Here is a 19,545-nt window from a genome sequence, read left to right on the forward strand (position 1 = left end):
CGCTAATCCTGTTCACTGGCCAAAGTCTGGTCCGCGGCGGCGCGTGGGAATCCCAGCACCACGAAGTAAAAACTGATCAGCGCCGACGACGCGATCGCCCAGCCGGCCTTGAACAGGTAGGGCAGGGGGCTGGGGGAAATGAAACCTTCGGTGAAAGCCGCCAACACAAACAAGGTGACCGATGCGGTGATGATCGGAACCGAACGGGTGGCCGATCGCTTGATCGAATCCAAACGCGTCAAACCGCCGGTGGAAAACCAGCCGACGCCGATCCGCAAGCCGGCCGCGGCCGCCAACGCGATTGCCGTCAATTCAAAGGGACCGTGGGCGGTAACAAAGTGAAAAAAGTTGTCACTGCCGCCCACACCATCGCGTGCCATGTAGCCGAACGATGCACCCAGGATCACCGCGTTTTGTGCCAGCGTGAACAAGCAGGGAATGATCAAAATTCCCCAGGCAAAACACCGCAATCCGATGCCGGTGTTATGCATGATGTAAAACCCCGACATGCTGATGTAGTGATCCAGTGACGATGTTTGGTTGTCGACCGAAAACAGCGGTTGGTCATACATCTGTTCCATGGCTTCCAGTTGCTGGTTGCCGACCACGGCGTCGGCAAACCCGGGAAACCAGTCATCATTGGCACCCAACACCATCGACAAGGTGAACAACCCGAAAAACAACAGCGTTGCGACACGCACACAGGGGTCGGCAAAGATCTGCTGGGGCGCTTGGTAAAACAGAATGTCAAACCAAACCGACGGATCAAACCGATTGGATCGGTACAGTTGGCTGTGGGCACGCGCCACCAAACGGTGCAGGTAAGCCACCGTTCCCGGGGGCAAGTGATAGCTGTCGGCCAATGCCAAGTCGGCGCAAGCCGCACGGTACAGCGTGGCAAAACGCGATACGCCGGCCGCCCCCTGATGCTGGGCTTTGCTGGTCCGTCCGGTGCGACCACGCATTTCCATCGCGTCACACAGTTGTTCCAGTTCTTGCCATTGGATCCGGCGCTGTTCCAGAATCTTTGCAACGTTCATCCAGCCGGCTCCGATGCAGCATCCTGTGTGGCCACAGTTGGCGAAGGGGCCGATACGGGCGTCACCGAATCCGACACGGTGGCCGCAACCGGTGGCTCTTCGGCCGATTGATCCTTCGCCAGGGGACTGAATCCGTTCAACGCCGACAGATCCGCCGAATCATCGCCTTCGTTCCAAAGAAAGTTTCGATGGTACAACGCCAGCATCAAAAGATCAGGATCGATGTCGGGTCGAAAATCAAACTGGTCCATCAATGGCGTCGTTAGTTTTCGAGCGATTTCGCGTCGCCGTGCAGGGGTCAGGTATTGGCGGCGTTCCACGTACACGGCCAGCGTCCGCGACATGCTGCGACTGAACCGATAATCCGCCGGCAAGTACGACGCCAGCGCCGCGACGCGAGGGTCTTCGATCTTGCTGACCGGCAGTTCCCAGTTTCGTTCGTCGACGATCACCATCGTGCCGCATGCCAGGTCGCCCAACCGCTGCATGCGACGGGTGCACAACATCGTGACCAGACCGACGACTCCGACGGGCAAAAAAAAGATGGGCGGGATTTCTTCGTTGACGTCGTTCAAAACCACATAGGGTGCCAAATCCGCAATACGAATCAGATTGCGAAGCAACGCTTGGCGAAAGTCGATCGGCCCACCGTCGGTTCCGACCACGCGGATGCCGCACGCCCATTTGCCGATGGTTTTGCCATTGAAATAGCTCTCCATCAACGTTCCGTAGAAATTCGTGAACACGAAGTACAACAGAAACGTTGCCGCCAGCATGTACGCCTGCAACGCGGACATGCGAATCATCCCACCGACGATCCACATGCCCAGGATCACCGCTGCCATGATGATCCACCGCGCGATGACATCGATCAGATAGGCAGGCAACCGTCGGAACGGCCCCGCCAACTGATATTCGAACGCGATGTTCTCCGGCGTGACGACCGCAATCGTGGTGTCTAAAGCCGCGGCAGCGGGCATCGGCAACTTCGCGTGGACGGGAACGGATGGACGAACCTCAGTATACGAACCGGCGTCGCAGCATGACACCGATGCATCGGGGTGACGTCAAGGATCATCGATCCGTAGCGCCACGACCAAGCCCACTGTGTTGGGGTGATCGCCTAGACTGTCTCGATTCCCACCGGTGGTTCATCACCGCAGTGGCGACCCCAACCTTTTCATCGACGCTCCCGCGATCCGACCGTCGGATCATTCGGCGTTCCCTTCCCGCCTGATTCGACAGGAAACCAGATGCCCAAGGACCCGTCTGATGCCCCCGTGACGTCGCCAATCGATGCAACGGCATCGATCGACGCCGACGTCCGGCAACCGCCCCGATCGTTCGCCGGAGTGATGCGTTCAGCGGGGCCCGGATTGATCGTTGCCGGTTCGATCGTCGGCAGCGGCGAATTGATCGCGACTACGAAAACGGGGGCCGAAGCGGGATTCAGTTTTCTGTGGCTGATTCTGCTGGGATGCGTGATCAAAGTCTTCACGCAAATCGAATTGGGCCGCTACACGATGGTCCAAGGCAAAACGACGCTGCGGGCGCTCAGCGAAGTGCCCGGGCCGCGAATTTCCGGACGCGGCAATTGGTTGGTCTGGTACTGGATGGTGATGTGGGTGGCCAGCATCAGCCAACAAGGCGGCATCGTCGGCGGGGTCGGCCAAGCGCTTTCGATCAGTTTTCCGCTCACCGAGCAAGGACGTTTGTACAACGAGGCCGCCGGCGCCGAACACGAATTGAAATTTGTGGAGTTTGCCGAACGCAGCGACGAGATCCACAGCACGCCCGAAAGCGAATTGACACCGCTGCGCGCCCAGGCTCGGCAAACGCGAGAGGCCTATGAAGAACAGTTCGGCGCCCAATCACAGCCGATCGACGTGACCGCTTGGGGAGTGATGATCGCGATCGTGACCAGTGTGGTGCTGTTTTTTGGTCGCTATGGTCTGATTCAGACGTTCTGCACCGTTCTGGTGGGATCGTTCACCCTGTTGATCGTTGTGAATCTGTTCCTGCTGCAGGACCAACCCGATTATCGCGTGCGGTGGACGGAGTTTGTCAGCGGTCTGAAGTTTGGATTTCCTGACACGTCCGACGGATCATCGTCACCCATCCACACGGCCTTGGCGACGTTTGGAATCATCGGCGTCGGGGCCGCCGAATTGGTGATGTACCCGTATTGGTGTATGGAAAAGGGTTACGCCAAATTCACCGGCCCTCGTGACGACAGCGACGCATGGCTGGACCGGGCTCGGGGGTGGCTGGGCGTGATGAAGGCGGACGCCTGGGGCGCGATGATCGTTTACACCTTTGCGACCATCGCGTTTTACCTACTGGGCGCGGCGGTCTTGCATCGCGTGGGACTGAACCCCGAAAAATCGGACATGGTCCGTACGCTGGCCGTGATGTTCGTCCCGGTCTTTTCCGATTGGGCCGCCGCGTTGTTTTTGTTCGGTGCGATCGCGGTGTTGTACTCGACGTACTTTGTCGCCTGCGCCAGCCACGCACGCGTGTTTTCCGATGCGTTGCGGGTGATGGGGTTCATCGACCCGAGCGAAGAGAATCGGGCGGTTTGGATCCGCTGGCTCAGCGGTGTTTTTCCCCTGGTTGCTTTGCTGATCTATGTCGCGTTTCCATCGCCGGCGCAGTTGGTGCTGCTCAGCGGGATCGCCCAAGGCATCATGTTGCCGATGCTGGCCGGCGCAGCACTGTGGTTCCGATACCGTCGTTCGATCCCGGCACTGCAACCGTCGCGGGTTTGGGATGCCCTGTTGTGGACGTCCGGGATCGCCATGTTGGTGACGGGATCATGGACGGTGGTCGCCGCGCTGCAGACGTATTTTGGTTGACGTCTCAGGCCGACCAATGGCCCGCAGTTATCTGAAGTCCACGTAGCTGGATGCGCCAGCATTCAGGGGCCGCACGAATCGTTCCAGGGCATACCCGCGGCTAGCGCCGTCGGCTCACGGTGGGGCAAACCCGCGGCTGGCGCCGTCCGCTGAGGTTGAGCACGGCGGCGCCGAGGCATGGTGGAGACGTGTTTTGTCGCCTACAGATCACGGTCTTCGGCGAAGGACCAGGCGCGATATTCTTCCTGGTCGCTGACTTCGCCACCGACACGCAATTGCCCATCGCCGTCGAAGTACAGCACCTGGCTGGGGCGAACCATTTCATCGTCGTCGACGATCGACAGCTTTTCACCGCCATCGATCCCGATCACGGTCGTCTGCGTGTTGATCGTCGCTTCGGGCAACTTCATCACGTCCCCGGTGATCGGGTCGACGATTTCGCCGGTTTCCTGCTTCAATGCGACCACGGTGCCTTCGCTGACGTCTTGCCAAACGGGGATGAAGCCGTTGTAGCGTGGATCGATCCCGCGGATCACCATCTTGGTCTTTGCCGCGTCACGCGCGACACTGACCGTCCGGCCGCCGAGTTGGAATTTCTGCATCCGCTTTTCCGGAACCGGACCCGCGTAGATGCTGTTCAGATCCGCGAGCATCGCCGGATTGCTGGGTTCGCTCCAGTCGGTCCAGATCTTGGAAACACGTTCGCCCGTTTGTTCAGCCTTGTCCAGCAACACCGACACACGTGCAAAGACGTCGGGCGAAAGCGTTTTCAATTCGGGTTGCAACGAAGCACGGATCGGGAAGTTCGGATCCTGCAGCCCGATGCGAACACGGTAAACGTATTTGCGACCCGGCTTGGGTGAGTTTTCATTGCGACCGTTTTCGAAATCGAAGAATCGGACCAGCTTGAATTCGGCCGGATCTTCTTCGACCACACCGAAGCTGCCGTAGGAGCTGCCGGAATAGCCGTCTTCCATTGACATTTCGTCGTAACCGGCGGCTGCACCCGCCCCGCCGATCTTCAGCTTCAGCTGAGCTTCTTGTTCTTCGGCGATCTGTTCCTCGATCGATTTTTCATTCTCGCTGTCGTCGACGACCAGGGGAATTTGGGGGTGCATTCCGAACTTGGAATAGTCGTCCAGCAAGACCGGCGGCATCCACGTGGTGAACGCAATGTCGCGGAATTCCTCGGGAACGATTTCCGGCGCGAATCCCGACCAGACCTGTCCGTAGGTCATCGTCGACTGTTCGCGGTTGGTCACCAAAATCCAATCTTCATCGGTCAATTGATCGACGGGCTTTTCGGTCACGTCGGCCCGTTGGACTTCAAAATCGATGTATTGGGGCACGTCGCGACGCGGCTCGTATCCGGTCGCGTCCTTCAACGCCGCTTCGAACGCCCGATAGACCGCTTCGTGTGGCATGGCACCGGTACCACAGATGTAACGCGTCGTTTGCGGGACGGGATACTGAGTCAACTCGTTTCGGATACTGGTGGTGTTTTGCGGCTTCATCCCAAAGTCCGCCGCGGTCGGGAACTTACGATTGGCCGACGATGAACTGGCCATCATGGATTCATCCATCATGCCCATGTCCTCGCCATAGCCGTCACCGCCGCCATAGCCATCGCCACCGCCGTATCCGTCGCCGCCGCCCATCATCATTTGGTTGCGGCGTCCGCGAGGACGACGTTTCGGCCTCTCTTCGACCTTTTCCAATTCGTCGGCCGGTTCCAATTCCAGCATCGAGTATTCAGCCTCGAAGCTGCGGCGAGCCAGGATGGACGTCATTCCCTGGGCGATCAAGTTTTCGGGCGCCGATAGTTTTGGATCCTGGCGACGAATCGAACTGTCTTCTTCCGTTCGGATCCAAGTGTTGACCAACTTGTACGGCAAGTCGTTGACCGGCGATTGTGCCTTTTCCGTCCGGCTGACGATGTCGAACGTCGGTTGGCGTTCATCCAGAATCGCGGCGGTGTGATCGTCATCGATCTGGGTGCGAACCTGTTGTGCTTCGGTCTGAAGTTGGTCAGGCGTCTTTGCGTCGTAGGGTTCCTGGGCGATTCCCAGATAAATCAGCACCGCGGAAAAAGCGGCAACCACACCCAACACGACCTTTTCGCCGTGCTTGACGAAAAACTGTTTGATTGCGTCTGTATCCATGATTGGTTACCCGTACAGAAGTCAGTTGGAAAGGATCGCCGTCGGCGGTGCTGCCGGCGATGCGGTGTTGTCGTCGGCCGCTGGCGCGGCGGGTGTATCGCCGTCGGGCGTACCGGAATCGGGCGTGTCGCCATCAGCCGCGTCTTCATTGGGATCGGTACCGGCGGGCGTTTGGGCAGCGGGCTGATCAGGTGTCGCGGGTTGTTCCGGCGTGTCGGCGGGCGGTGTGGCCGGCGTCTCGGTTTCTTGATCGGATCCGTCGATCACGACTTCTTCGTCGGTGACTTTGTTCAAGCCCAAGGCGTCTTTGTTCGGCGGGTTATAGATGTGGATGATGCCATAGATTTCGACGGTGACATCAAACGGCGTTTCATCGACTTCGACTTCCGGAATGTTGGCCAATGACGGTCCGGACGATCCATAGCCGCCGTCTTCGCCGTATCCATAGCCTTCATCGCTACTTTCGCCGTACCCCTCATCCATTTCTTCGCCGCTGTCGCTGCCATAGCCGCCACCGGCCGATGCCGCAGCGGCGCCGGCGTCTTCGGGCAAGACGCGGACTTGCTTGACTTCCACCATCAAAGGAATGCTGCCGCACATGGCCAACAGATTCGGGATGTAACGCTGGTCCATGACGACCGACATTTGAACCGGAACCCGTTTGGCAACGGCCAAGCCGGCGTCAGCGGGGTCTTCGCTGACCAGTGCGGATCGCAGACGCGACGCGGGCAAAGGTTGGTTTTGAAGATCGACGTATCGGTTTTCCGCCGGGTCGGGACCGACCTCGGTTGTTGAGGACGAAGAACCGTAGGACGAACCATAGCTGTCGCCGTAGTCGCCCCCACCGCCATAGCTTTCTTCCATGTCGTCATAGCCATAATCACCGCCCATGCCCATGGCCGTCGAATCGTCACCCGGATCGGAAATGTCTCCGGCTTCGAAGTCGACCGATTCACCGATCGCGATCTTCGCAATGCTGCGGATCTTGGCTTGGAAAGCTTGCTTGGCGTCACCGTTCATGTCGCCGACCAACTGGCAAAGCTGTTTCAGGATCCACAGGTTTTCTTGTGAATAGTGAACCTGCAGCGTGGTCGGTCGTGTGCCCCGCCAGGGGAACAGGTCGCTCAGTGTCTGTTCCTGGCTGGACGAGGGCCATTCGACGATGGGTTCTTCGACCGTTCCAGTGATGCTGTCGATGACGCTGCTGCCGTAGCTGCCGCCGCCACCGCCTTCGCCATAACCATCGCCCGAGGACACAGAATCAAAGTCCGCGGTCCATTTGGCACCGGCCAACGCCGCCACGCTGGGCAGAATTTCCTTGATGTAGTTTCGGTACCGCTGACGAAGGTCCGTGGTGACCTGTTGTTCGACCGGGATCGGATACTCGATGTAACGTTCGACCGGAATCTTGTTTTCAAACTCCATCAAGAAGTCATCTTCCAAGTTCTGGGGCCACGTCAAAATGTTTTGTTGACGTTCGTAAACGCTTTGCCACGCCTGCAGCACTTCGGCCGTCCGCGCGTCGATCAATGTTTGCATCTGTTCGTGCGAATCGTCGTTGGGGTGCACCGACAATTGATTGCGAACATTGCTGACGCTACTGACTTCGCTGTCCAGCTTGGCGACACGGTCGGCGTGTTCGCTGGACAAACGCATCCACGACATCACCCAAACGGCGATCGCGCCGATAAAGATGACCGCGGCACTGACCCAGAACCCGTTCTTGATCAGCGGCTGCAGCTTGGCTTTCAAGGCATCCATGGTGGTTGGCTTTGGAAGGATAAGAAAAGTGAAGTTTGTCGCACGGGGCGCGTCGAGCACCGCATGGGGTGCGTCACGCAAACATCGTTTCAAACGCCTACGGCGTCATCGCGGTCTGATCACCCACCGGGACTTCCGGTTCGGTCAAACCTGCCTCCGCGGCCGCCGCTTCTGCGGCCTCCGCCTCGGCTTGCAATTTGGCTTCCACCCGATCGGTGATCAGGTTCGGCTTCCAAACCACTTGGAACGTAAAGTCCAATCGCTGGACCGTCAGTTCCGGCGGCTCTTCTTCCATGTATTCAGGGTCCGCCATCGCTTTGGTGCGGTCAAAGTCCGGGTTGGGAATCGTTTCCTCCTTCATCCGGGCTTCGTCCAGCAACAACGGAAAACTCAGGCCCATTTCCGCGGGCGTGAATTTCATCGTCTGGCCGTCACCGGAGGGCAATTCGTATTCGCCTTCCAAGAAGTACGTCGTCAGGTACTTTCGGACGTGGGCGTTGCCGGCATAGCGTTTGGATTTGTCGCTGTTGAAGTAGTGGTATCCGTTGATTTGGATGACCCAGCCAGATTCGGTCGGCCCGGTTTCAAATTCTTCCAGATACGGCACTTCGGTACGGTCCATCAGACGCGTCCAGTTTCGCATTTCTTCTTCGAAACGTCGGGCGCGATCTTCGTCGTACCATTCTTCCAAGTCTTCGTAAAACTTCGTTTCGACCTTGGTGACGTGAATGTCCTTGCGTTGGTCCAGCGGCAATTCCTTGCGCGTCTTCTTCGCGTCTTCCTCGGTTTCCCGCGGGACGCCCGCGTTGATGACCCGCATGATTTCCAGCCAGGTCAACCGACGTTCCACGTTGCCCGACAGTTCTTTGCCGACCGCGTTCAAGAAGTTCAGCTTGTTATTGAGCTGTTCGTCTTTGCCGAAGTGATCGCTGCTGTAACTGTCCATCAACGCGACTTCGCTGCTGGCTTGTCCCCACAAGTTTTCGTGGGTGGACGCCCAAGTCTGTTCGGTGAACCAATAGTGGGTGCCCAGCCCCAGCATCAGCACCGCCAATCCGGCCAGTGTCCAAGGCTTCTTGGCCCGGATCATGCGTTCCCGCAAGATTTCATGCGGCACCAGGCTGGCGTGAATCTGGCCCAGCCCCAAGCCTTGCAAACACAACCCGTAACAAACCGAGTACGTCGAAGCGTTTTCACGGAATTGCGGAATCGACATCACGTCGTCGCCGGTCAGCCGTTCGAAGCGATCCAGGACGTGGACTTCCATCCCCAAGTTCTTGCCCAGGTAGGCCGCCAAGCCGGGCATTTTTACCGTGTTACCGGTGATCAACAGTTCGTCGATCTCCGCCTTGCGGTCGATGCTGCGGAAGAACCCAATGGACCGCTGGACTTCGGTGACCAAGTCGTTGAAGACCGGACGCATCGTCTGGAAGACCATCTTCGGGTCGGCCGCATCCTTGGCGTTCCGCTTCAGGTGTTCCGCCTTGGCAAACGTCAGCTTCAGGTCTTTGGTCAACTGGCGGGTGAAATGGTTACCGCCGATCGGCATGCTACGTTGCCAGATGCGGAAACCGTTGGTCACGATCAGGTCGCTGGAATCCGTCCCGATCGACAACACCACGGTCGACTTGGGCGGATCATCCGGATCGAAGACGCCGCCATCGACCCGCTCGTGCATCCGGTCATAGGCGATCGTGTTGTATAGCGAAATCGGCGCCAACTGGACGATGTCGACTTCCAAATTCGCGTTGTCGAACGGCTTCAACTGGCGATAGGCCTGTTCCCGCTTCATCGCGAACAGCCCGACTTCGCTGTCCAGGGCAAAGCCTTCTTCGATCATGCTGCCGGGCATCATCTGGTGATCCCAGACGACGTCGGCCAGATCAAACGGGATTTGTTGACGCGCCTCGTAACGGACGATGTCGGCGATTTTTTTGACTTCGACCGGCGGCGGTTTGAAAAACTTCGCCAAGCCGCTTTGCCCAGGCACGCTGATGCAAATTTCCGACCCCTGGATGTCGTTGCGTTCCAGCAACTGTTCCAGCGCATCGGCGACCAACGCGTCGGCATCCGCGTCAGGCTGGCTCAGGATTTTGGGGTACTCGATATAGTCGAATGCTTCCGCAACGATTCCGTCACTGGTCTTGGAGCAACGCAACGCCTTGAGCGCTGATTGCCCGATTTCGATTCCCCAAACGCTGCCGCTTCCGGCCATGTCAATCTTTCGCTTTGGAATACGGGAATGGTCTCTGCCGCCTTAGACTACTCAGTCCCCAGGCGATTCGCCCGTCGGCATCGCAAAGAACGGGGCGATCGTCGCGTTCCGCTTCGCACACGTCGTGCTGATGCGACGGTTGTAACGATCTTATGTACGTCGGTGGGACAGATCGGGTGCGTTCTGGACAACAAAGCCACGACCCACGGTCCCGGTGGTGAAAAGGTTTGAAAAGAATGGAAGAGTCCGAAGGGCCGGCTTGTCACCTCGAACCGCCTGCCAGTGTAATGATTTCCGCCGCCAATCGTCAAATTTCTCCCTGATTTCTGCAACCTGCATGCCCTTTTTTGATGAGTCCTGCGTTCTGGTACCCGTTTCCACCCTGGAAGACTTTCCCAAGGGGGGTAGCGACGCGAATGCCCGCAACCTGCTGGCGGCTTGGTCCGTGCTATGGCACCCCGCCGTCGTGGTCGCCTGCAACGGTGCCCCGCTGTGGTACCGTGCGGATTCGATCCCCGGCAGCGAAGGCCGCCGGCTGATCGCCGTCCCCGACGATTCGCTGGAGATGATGCCCGAAGACCAGCGGCTGGGGCTGATCGATCTGTCCGGTCTTTCGTCACCCCCCATCGATTGGCAGTCAGGCGAAACGCCATCCGGCGAATCCGCGCCCGCCGTCGGCCAGGCTTACGGCGTGACCGGTCCGGACCGTGACGCGATGCTGGCATTGCTGGGACTGAAACAAAAAGACGATTCGGCAAAGCAATCCCCGATCCAGTGGCCTGACTTTCCCGAGTCGGTCCGCGCGGGCCATCGCATGGTGACCCCGGACGATTTCTTTGCCCTGGCCTACGCCAATCTGCAGATCCAGGTGATGACCCGGCGGTTGCGGTATTCCAGCAACCTGGACGAAATGCAGCTGCGTCGTCACGCGACCGCGGCGGCCGAAGCGTTCGTGGCCCGCGACGGGGAAACCTGTGTCGCCGCAATGCACGACGCTTTCGATTCGATTGCCGAAGAACGTGACCACTACTTCGCGTCCGATCCGTCGCTAATCGATTTGGTCCTGCTGACCCCGGCGACCCTGTGCCAAGACGCCGTCGAACCGTTGATCGCGGATTCCAACGAATCAGACGGCGTCAACGAAACGCCCACCGCACCACCAAGCGGTGCCGATATCCCGGCCGAACACGAGGTGATGCCGGACAACCGATTACAGTCGGATATCGAATCAGCAACCGGAACGTTACCGGGAACCATCCACGCCGCACCACGGAACGTCTTGCTGGACCGTGACGTTTGCCAAGCGATTCACGACGATTCATCAAAACGTTTCGCCGCACTGGTGTCCGCCATCCGAGACGGCAAGATCGGCTGGGCCGGCGGCAGCCCCGGCGACGTCGAGTTTGATTTGATGTCCTTCGATGATGGTCGTCGCGCGCTGATCAACGGACATTCGCTGGCGTCCCAGACGATCGGTGAACCGCCCAAGGTTTATGGCCGGTTTTGTGGCGGCACCCCGTCGGACTTCACTCCCACCCTGGGGCGTCTGGGATACGTCGGCGTGATCCCGATCGATTTCCGTCGCGGGACCGGACACGGCGAAGAGGCCAAAGTGGTGCTGCAATCCGGCGGCACCGAGTTGGAAGCTCTGACAGCCAAGCCGATCGATGCCACCAGCGACGCGTCGTTCTTGGACTTGGCGGCAAAGCTGGGCGAATCGATCGACAGCGGTGAAATCGCCACCGCGTTGTTGGTCCACTGGCCGGGTAAGACCTGCGACAGTTTTCAAGACCTGCGACGTGCCGCGTCTTGGTCGCTGGCGTTGGGCAAGTTTTGGCGGTTGCGGGATTACTTCGTCGACGGCGAACATCCGTATCATCACGGAACCCCCACGCACGTCAGCAACAGTGCATCGCAAAGCCTCAGCCAGGCAGTCAACGAAGACGCCGCCGCCGATCCGATTTCCACGGTGGCCACCGAGACCCGCGATGCGGTGATCCGCCAAGCAACGCTGCGTTTGCATGCCATGGCTGATCTGGCCAGCGGCAAGGCCCGGTTGCAATCGTCTGACGTGTCGGCCAGTCATCGCGGCGACAACCAAAATGAAACGCCCGCGTCCGCCGTCGATGGCTTGGCCGATTCGGCCGAGCGTCTGGCCACGGCGCTGGGATACAACGTTATCGCGTCGGGCCCAGCCGATGCCTCACCGGCCGATGCAGCGATCGTGTTGAACCCGTCATCATCGGGTGGTCGCCGAGAGGTTCGGTTCCGTCAGCCGGTTTCGCGGAAGATCAAGCATGTGTACGGCGTCAGCCGCGAAAGCGGCAGCCAACATGACAGCGATTGCGACCTCACGCCGGCCTCAGGCAGTTTTTGGTCGGCCACCACCGACGCACCGGGTCACGGATTTTCGGTCCTTCGCGGCAATCCAAGTGTTGCATCGGAGGGCGGTCCGTTCAGCCGTCACGGATGGCTGGGACGCAAATGGTTTGGCGACGGACGCATCGCTCGCGGCGATTTCCTGGGCAACCAGTTCTTGGAAGCTCAGATCTCAATGTCGTCCGGCGGAATCTCTTCGGTCTTCAGCGGTCCGATTCGCGGCAACCGCTTTTCGATGCGACTGATCCGTGTGGCCGAAGGAAAATCCGGAACCAAGTGCCAGATGGTCGCCGATAAAGTCGTGACGGTCCGAAACGGTAACGACCTGGGAACGATCCAAGCGACCGGGCGTCTGGTGGACGACGATCAAACAATGCTGGCCGAGTTTGATTTTCGATACTCGCTGCTTCGAGGCAGCCGAAACCTTCGCGTCACCGGCTCGCTACGCCCAGCGATCGCGTGCAATGGCGAACCTTGGAAGAACTACTTTGCCCTGCGGATCGCCACCGCCACCGAATCGGCCATCGACCGGGTCATCGTCCGCGACAAATTGCACCGTGCACCCAGCCGCCGAATGGTCGCGCCGCTGGGCGTCGTTCTGGATGAAGCCGAACGGCAAACCCTAATCGCCTCGCACGGGTTGGCCTATCACCGACGCGTCGGCGAACGTTTTGTCGACACGCTGCTGTGTTGCCAAGGTGAAACGTCGACCGAGTTTCAAATAGACTATGGGTTTGACATCCCCGCGCCCGTGTCGATGGCCAAATCCGTGATCGCACCGCCTGTCGCATTGCCGATTTCTCCGTCCGACCAGGCCGTTGCATCGGAGCCGCAGGGATGGCTGATTCACCGTCGCCCGTCGACCATCGAATTGTCGGACGTCACGATCTTTCGTCGCGACGATGGCCATCTGGCGGGGATCATCCGCGTGATGCAGACCAGCGGCCAATCGGTCAAAGCCAAACTGCGATTCTGTCGCACGGTTGCCGCGGCTTGCCGATTCGACGGCGACCAGGCAACGATCGACGCACCGCTGGACGATCTGCGACAAAAGTTGGAGGTCAATGGCGACGCGATCAAGTTTTCGATCGCGGGACATGCGGTGCTTGATTTGTTGGTCGTGTTCCGAGACTCTGGCCAAACACAGGCGGATGCACCGGAGCAGGCTTAATGAAGAAGGATCCGCCACCCGCAACGTCGCCGACCACCGACGCACGTCGGATCGCTGACCAGTTGAAGTCGGTGATCGAACAGTCCAAGGAACGACCGCTGCCCAAGCCGGCTTCAACCGAGGCGGCCGAATCAATTGATGAAAAACTGGGGCTCTTTCACACCGCAGCTTTGCACAGCGAACTGATCAGCGAACAAGTCTTCGCACGCGCGGTGGACATCGCCAAGCGTCGGTTGAAGGCCGGTGGATCCGACGGCCCGGTCGACGCCGAAGCGGTGGCCGCGGCTCTGATCCAAAGCGGCGTGATCACGTCGTACCAAGCCCAACAGCTTCGCAGCGGTCGCAGCAAGCTGACGCTCGGGCCGTACTTGATCACCGACTGGATCGGCCAAGGCGGCATGGGCCAAGTCTTCAAAGCGGTCCACCGGGTGATGGGGCGTGAATGTGCGGTGAAAGTGTTACCGCTGGAAAAGTCGACCGAAGAATCTCGCGCCAGCTTCATGCGCGAAATCCGCTTGCAGGCCGGTTTGGATCACCCGCAATTGGTCCGCGCGTTTGATGCCGGCCGTGACGGGAACGTGCATTACCTGGTGACCGAATATGTCCCGGGGACGGATCTGCGTAAATACGTTCGCCGTCATGGTCCGTTGCCCGTTCATCAAGCCGCATCAATCATTTCTCAGGCCGCTCGCGGGTTGCAGTACGCGCACGAACTCGGGCTGATCCACCGCGACGTCAAACCTGGCAATATCTTGGTCACGCCCGATGGCATTGCCAAAGTATCCGACGTGGGTTTGGCGGCTTGGAGCATGGGGATTCACGAAGATCCACGGGCCGGAAAGATCGTGGGAACGGCGGATTACCTTTCGCCGGAACAAATTCGCAGCCCGCTGATGATCGGCCCGGCCAGCGACATCTATTCGCTGGGCTGTACGACCTATTACGTCGTCACCGGCAAGGTCCCGTTCCCCGGCGGCGATTCGCGCAGCAAGTGTCGACGACACTGTGAACAGACGCCGTGGCATCCACGAAAGTTTGCACCGGAGTTGCCCGAGGAGTTTGTCGACGCTATTGCCGACATGATGGAAAAGGATCCCGAACGTCGGGTCGCCTCAGCCGCGGATGTCGCGGATCGTTTGGAACCGTTCGCCCGAATCAGTGATGCAGCGATCGACCCGCCGATCCGACGACAAGCCTGGACCGCCCCGCCACCCCCGATGGAAAACGGCATCGATGAAGACCACGTCGGGTTGGACGGTCGATCCGGTCCCAATGTCGACGAAGACTCGGCGGCCGGTTCCGCGTCGGCCGAAAGCCAAGGATCCACCGACACACCGCCACCAGTTCCCGGCGGCGACACGGCGATCGAAGCGGCCGATCCGATGGTCGGAAACTCCTTGGCTTCCCTCCAAACGGCTCCGCGTCCCAGTCACACCCTGGCCATTGCCATCACGCTCGCCTTGGCCGTCCCGGTCAGCCTTTTGGTCGGTGCCGTGCTAGGCTTTTTGGCTCACGAGTATTGGCAGTTCTAAGTCAGCGGACGATCTATTTACGTCTTGCAACCGGACGCGTAAGCGAGAAACGAACCGGCAAAGAACGCGGTGCCTCGCTCACGCGTCGGGTTACCAAAAGACCAATGCCTCGGGTAGAAACGCAACTTCAAAACAAACGCGTCGGGCTGGCATTCGTCGCAAGAAATCCGTCCGCCCGCTTAGCTTCTCGCCCGCCGACATCTCCGATCCCCCGATCGTCATGCCCATTCCCCAACGCACGCATCTGAAGACGGACGAACCGGATCTACAGATTCAAATCACCGATGACGGCAGCCGCACGTTGGTCCGCACCGATCTTGGCGATGCCTATCACAGCGGTTGTGGTGCGATCGCCGAAAGCCGTCATGTCTATTTGAACAACAGCGGTGTTGCGGACCGCTTGCAACAGGGTTTGGCCACGCGTGTGTTCGAAGTCGGCTTGGGCACCGCCATGGCCGCATTGGCAACGATCGACTTGGCACAGAAGTATCAAACGCCGTTGGATTATCACGCGGTCGATCGACGGCTTCCCGCCGCCGATACGCTGCGTCAACTGAATCCAGAATCCTGGATCGACGACGCATCATTGGCGAAGCGTTTCTTGCAGTGGAGATCCGACAAGTGTTCAGCCACCGCGTCGGGCCGCATCGATTGGACGGTCAGCGATACCGTGCGGTTAACCGTCGATTTGGTCAGCCTGCTGGACTGGCCGCCTGCAGGGACCGCGGATGACCTTGAACCGTTTGACGCGATCTATTTCGATCCATTCGCACCGGCGACCGACCCGCAATTGTGGACCGAATCGGTATTCGCCAAGATGCGACGTCACATTGCACCGGAGGGACGTTTGGTGACGTATTGTGTCAACCGGCAAGTACGCGATTGCATGGCCGCCGCCGGCTGGACGGTCGATCGCGTCCGGGGTCCCGTCGGGGGCAAACGCGAAGTCTTGATTGCTTCGCCGGGGTCCGCGGGCTGACCCGACCACGAAGGTGGCCCAGGCGGTTAAACTGTGGCGTTTCCCAGGCGGTCCGCCGGAATTGCCCACCCCGACAGCTTCTCCCCACCCCTGTTTCGAGACCTTCGCATGATGCGATCCCCAAAAATTCTGTTTGCCGTCTTCCTGGTCGCCATGGCCTTTGGATGCCTGCCGGCGTTGATTGCTCAGGAAGCCGCGTCGACACCCGGCGTCACCGATACCGCCGCCGCGAGCGACTGGAACGCGACGCCGATGATTTTGGTCGGCATCGGAATCGTGGCCGTTCTGGGGATGATCATCGGACTAAAGCTGAACGCGTTTCTGGCGCTGATCATTTCCGCGATCATCGTCAGCCTGCTGGTCGGGCTTCAGTACGACCAAGACATGGGCGCGCGGATGGCAAAGGTCGTTTCGGCGTTCGGCAGCAGCGCCGGCGGTGTGGGTATCGTCATCGCGATGGCGGCGATCATTGGCAAATGCATGCTGGACAGCGGGGCCGCTGATCGCATCGTCCGCGCCGCGATTCGCATCACCGGTGAAAAGAAGGCTTCGATCGGTTTGATGATCAGCGGCTTTATCCTGGCCGTCCCCGTCTTCTTTGACACCGTCTTTTATTTGTTGGTGCCGTTGGCTCGCAGCCTTTACCGCCGCACGAACAAGAATTATCTACGCTACCTGATGGCCATCGCCACCGGTGGATGCATCACTCACACACTGGTGCCGCCGACGCCGGGTCCTCTATTGGTCGCCGCGACACTGGGCGTGGACATCGGAATGATGATGATCGTCGGCGTCATCGTGGCAATACCGTCCGCCGTCATCGGCCTGGCCTTTTCCGCCTTCGTTGACACTCGCATGCCGATCGCGATGCGGCCGCTTGCCGCCGGGGAAAACAAACATCAAGCGTTGATGCCGGATCAGCTGCCTTCGCTTTGGCTGTCGTTCTTGCCGGTGGCAATTCCCGTCCTATTGATCGGTGCCGGAACTTTGGCGACGACCATGGCGGACAAAGAAGACCGCGCGCGGTTGGCTGTCGAAGACGTTCGTGACTACTCCGAATTGGTCTCCTTGATCCAAGACGCCCGGCCCGGCACGCCGGCCGCGCGAGTCGTCGGAAGCCAACGTCTGGACGATGACGACCGTGCGTTGCTTTCCACCGTGCCGTCGGACGACGACGCCAAGCAAGCCTATGTCGATGCCTTGAACGATGTCTTGCTGGACCCCGATCTGTACGACGAACAAGCGTTCTTGGGCGTGCCGCTGTCGGACGTTGTCAAGAACGGATTGTCCGCCAACCAGACTCGGATGAAGCCGGTCGATCGTCGGCGGATGAACCGCGTGCTGCTGCAAGATGCCTTTCCCGATCAGTTCCGCACGCTGGACTGGGATTCGCCGTCACGAAAGATGGCCAACCGGCTGTCGCTGTGGAGCAATGCGAACTTCGCCCTTCTGTTGGCCGCCATCGTTGCGATGCTGACGTTGAAGACCGTCCGCAGTCTTTCCTGGCGTGCCCTGGGGACCGACGTCGAAGAAGCCTTGATGTCCGGCGGTGTTATTATCCTGATCACCGCCGCCGGTGGCGCGTTCGGTGCGATGCTGACTGACACCAAAGTCAGCGAATCGATTCGGCAATTGTTCGCCGGTTCCGACGCCAGCGGTGTCACACTGTTGCTGTTGGGCTGGGCCATTGCGGCGGTGCTGAAGGTCGCCCAAGGCAGCAGCACCGTGGCCATGATCATCGGATCGGCCATGATGTCGGCGATCATCGGTGACACCAAACCGGAATACCACATGGTCTATGTCGCCACCGCGGTCGGTTCGGGATCTCTGATGGGCAGCTGGATGAACGACAGCGGGTTCTGGATCTTCGCCAAGATGGGTGGTCTGACCGAAGCCGAATCGCTTCGCAGCTGGACGCCGTTGCTGGCCGTGCTTTCGGTCGGCGGGCTGACGATGACGCTTTTGATGAGCCAGGTATTGCCCCTGGTCGGCCAATGACCACCGAACGTCGACCACAACCCAACACCGCACCTGGACCGGCCACTTCGGCCGCAATCGGCCAGCGGGCACGCCCCTTGGCGGCCGAACCGGAACCTGCGGAGGTTTCGATTGGTCACAGCGGTGCGCTGGCGACCGGATGTCTGTTCACGATCGCGTCGTCATTGGTCACCTGTTTGCTGTTGTTCGTCAACGGTTCGCTGGTGATGGCAATTTTGGTCATGATGATGCGGTTTGCGCCCGCGTGGATGCAGCAACAAGCATTGATGCAGTTCTTGTTGTTCGCCCTGCCGGTGGCCCTGGTGTTTTTACAGTGGATGATGATCGATTACGTGCGTACACGTTTGTTCGACCCGGCAAGGCGTCGACAGAATCCGTCGACGTCTTTCGACCCATCGATGCAATGAAGCTGTACCTGATCCGTCATGCCGAAAGCCAAAACAATGCCCGGCCGACACACCAGCGGGTTTGTGATCCGCCGCTGACGGCGCGCGGCCGCCTGCAGGCACAGCACCTGGCCCAGTGGATGACGACCTTTCGTCATGACGTGCTGATCACCAGCCCTTTCCGACGCACGTTGGAAACCACGCGGATCTATCTGGATCAATCGCCACGGCCGGTTTGCGTTTGGCACAACGTGTTTGAACGTGGCGGCTGCTTCAACGGGTACAACGACGCGACCTACAGCGGCGCGCCGGGATTATCGCGAAGGCAAATCATCAAACTGGCTCATTCCGACCGCGAGCAATGCGTCATCGACGACACCATCGGCGACCAAGGTTGGTGGGATCGACCGGACCGCGAAGCGGAAGACGAAACGGTTCGACGTGCTGCCAGTGTTGTTGGGCGCTTCATTGATGAATTTGGTGATTCCGACATGACGGTTGTCGCCGTCATCCACGCCGATTTCATTCGCGCGTTGCTGGCCCAAATGATCGGTGACGTCGTGGACATGCAACGTCTGGGACCGATCGTCAATGTCGGCATCAGTCGTTTGCGCTGGGCGAATGAGGCTTGGCATCTGGATTGGCTGAACTCGGTCAGCCACATGCCCGCTCGCCTGGTCACCGGACGCGAGCACTGAATTCGCCACAATTTTCTGGGGGGCCGAGCCAACATTTTTCCACAGCTATGGCTGCAGTCTGTTGAAATGTCAAACATCGGCCTTCGCTCCCAGGATGTGAGTGTACGCCGGTGGAGCGATTGTGTGGTTGGCTGATCGCGATAGTCTAGCCGCCATGAGCACTAAGAAGGGATTCGCCCAGCGAAACTCACGCGTCAATCGGCCTTAGCGTGATCAGGCCGAGTTTTTGCCGATGGCCATTGACCAGATGATTCCACGAGATCATCGCAGCAGAATCGTCTGGCGATACGTCAAGTCGCTTGACTTGGACCGCTCTATAAACCGCTGCAGGTCTCCGGATCTCAAGCCGGACGCACCGCGAACAGCCCC

12 protein-coding genes are annotated in these 19,545 nt (G+C 59.4%); 7 read left to right on the forward strand and 5 right to left on the reverse strand.

The window, feature by feature from the left end; all coding sequences use genetic code 11:
• Positions 1-2: 2 nt before the first annotated feature.
• Together Mal65_RS14095 and Mal65_RS14100 are read right to left on the reverse strand one after the other, a co-directional pair.
• Positions 3-1,040 (reverse strand): stage II sporulation protein M, encoded by a 1,038-nt coding sequence (locus tag Mal65_RS14095; RefSeq protein ID WP_145298711.1) that lies wholly within the window; start codon positions 1,038-1,040, stop codon positions 3-5.
• On the reverse strand, positions 1,037-2,020 hold the full coding sequence (locus Mal65_RS14100) for an RDD family protein (RefSeq protein ID WP_145298713.1): 984 nt from the start codon (positions 2,018-2,020) through the stop codon (positions 1,037-1,039). Before Mal65_RS14100 ends, Mal65_RS14095 begins: the two co-directional genes overlap by 4 nt.
• Positions 2,021-2,293: 273 nt before the next feature.
• On the opposite strand from Mal65_RS14100, the gene Mal65_RS14105 reads away from it, so the two are divergent.
• On the forward strand, positions 2,294-3,895 hold the full coding sequence (locus tag Mal65_RS14105) for an Nramp family divalent metal transporter (RefSeq protein WP_145298716.1): 1,602 nt from the start codon (positions 2,294-2,296) through the stop codon (positions 3,893-3,895).
• A gap of 200 nt (positions 3,896-4,095) precedes the next feature.
• On the opposite strand, the gene Mal65_RS14110 is transcribed toward Mal65_RS14105, so the two are convergent.
• From Mal65_RS14110 to pilM, 3 genes are all read right to left on the reverse strand, one after another.
• Positions 4,096-6,057 (reverse strand): hypothetical protein, encoded by a 1,962-nt coding sequence (locus tag Mal65_RS14110; RefSeq protein WP_145298719.1) that lies wholly within the window; start codon positions 6,055-6,057, stop codon positions 4,096-4,098.
• A gap of 21 nt (positions 6,058-6,078) precedes the next feature.
• On the reverse strand, positions 6,079-7,818 hold the full coding sequence (locus Mal65_RS14115; protein WP_145298722.1) for a hypothetical protein: 1,740 nt from the start codon (positions 7,816-7,818) through the stop codon (positions 6,079-6,081).
• Positions 7,819-7,915: 97 nt separating this feature from the next.
• On the reverse strand, positions 7,916-10,033 hold the full coding sequence (gene pilM / locus Mal65_RS14120; RefSeq protein ID WP_145298725.1) for a type IV pilus assembly protein PilM: 2,118 nt from the start codon (positions 10,031-10,033) through the stop codon (positions 7,916-7,918).
• Positions 10,034-10,370: 337 nt separating this feature from the next.
• On the opposite strand from pilM, the gene Mal65_RS14125 reads away from it, so the two are divergent.
• The 6 genes from Mal65_RS14125 to Mal65_RS14150 all read left to right on the forward strand — a co-directional run bounded on the left by Mal65_RS14125 (position 10,371) and on the right by Mal65_RS14150 (position 19,176).
• Positions 10,371-13,583, forward strand: coding sequence for a polysaccharide deacetylase family protein (locus Mal65_RS14125; RefSeq protein WP_145298728.1), 3,213 nt, complete (start codon positions 10,371-10,373; stop codon positions 13,581-13,583).
• Positions 13,583-15,115 carry a serine/threonine protein kinase gene (locus Mal65_RS14130; RefSeq protein WP_145298731.1) on the forward strand — a complete coding sequence of 511 codons (1,533 nt, stop codon included), beginning with the start codon at positions 13,583-13,585 and terminating at the stop codon, positions 15,113-15,115. Before Mal65_RS14125 ends, Mal65_RS14130 begins: the two co-directional genes overlap by 1 nt.
• A 220-nt stretch (positions 15,116-15,335) precedes the next feature.
• On the forward strand, positions 15,336-16,094 hold the full coding sequence (mnmC2, locus tag Mal65_RS14135; protein WP_145298733.1) for a tRNA (5-methylaminomethyl-2-thiouridine)(34)-methyltransferase MnmC2: 759 nt from the start codon (positions 15,336-15,338) through the stop codon (positions 16,092-16,094).
• 153 nt (positions 16,095-16,247) lie between these two features.
• Positions 16,248-18,092, forward strand: coding sequence for a GntP family permease (locus Mal65_RS14140; RefSeq protein WP_145304917.1), 1,845 nt, complete (start codon positions 16,248-16,250; stop codon positions 18,090-18,092).
• Positions 18,089-18,499 (forward strand): hypothetical protein, encoded by a 411-nt coding sequence (locus tag Mal65_RS14145; RefSeq protein WP_145298736.1) that lies wholly within the window; start codon positions 18,089-18,091, stop codon positions 18,497-18,499. The genes Mal65_RS14140 and Mal65_RS14145 overlap by 4 nt, the downstream gene beginning before the upstream one ends.
• Positions 18,496-19,176 carry a histidine phosphatase family protein gene (locus Mal65_RS14150; RefSeq protein WP_145298738.1) on the forward strand — a complete coding sequence of 227 codons (681 nt, stop codon included), beginning with the start codon at positions 18,496-18,498 and terminating at the stop codon, positions 19,174-19,176. Before Mal65_RS14145 ends, Mal65_RS14150 begins: the two co-directional genes overlap by 4 nt.
• Positions 19,177-19,545 lie beyond the last annotated feature (369 nt).

This window comes from Crateriforma conspicua (genome assembly GCF_007752935.1).
GTDB lineage: Bacteria > Planctomycetota > Planctomycetia > Pirellulales > Pirellulaceae > Crateriforma > Crateriforma conspicua.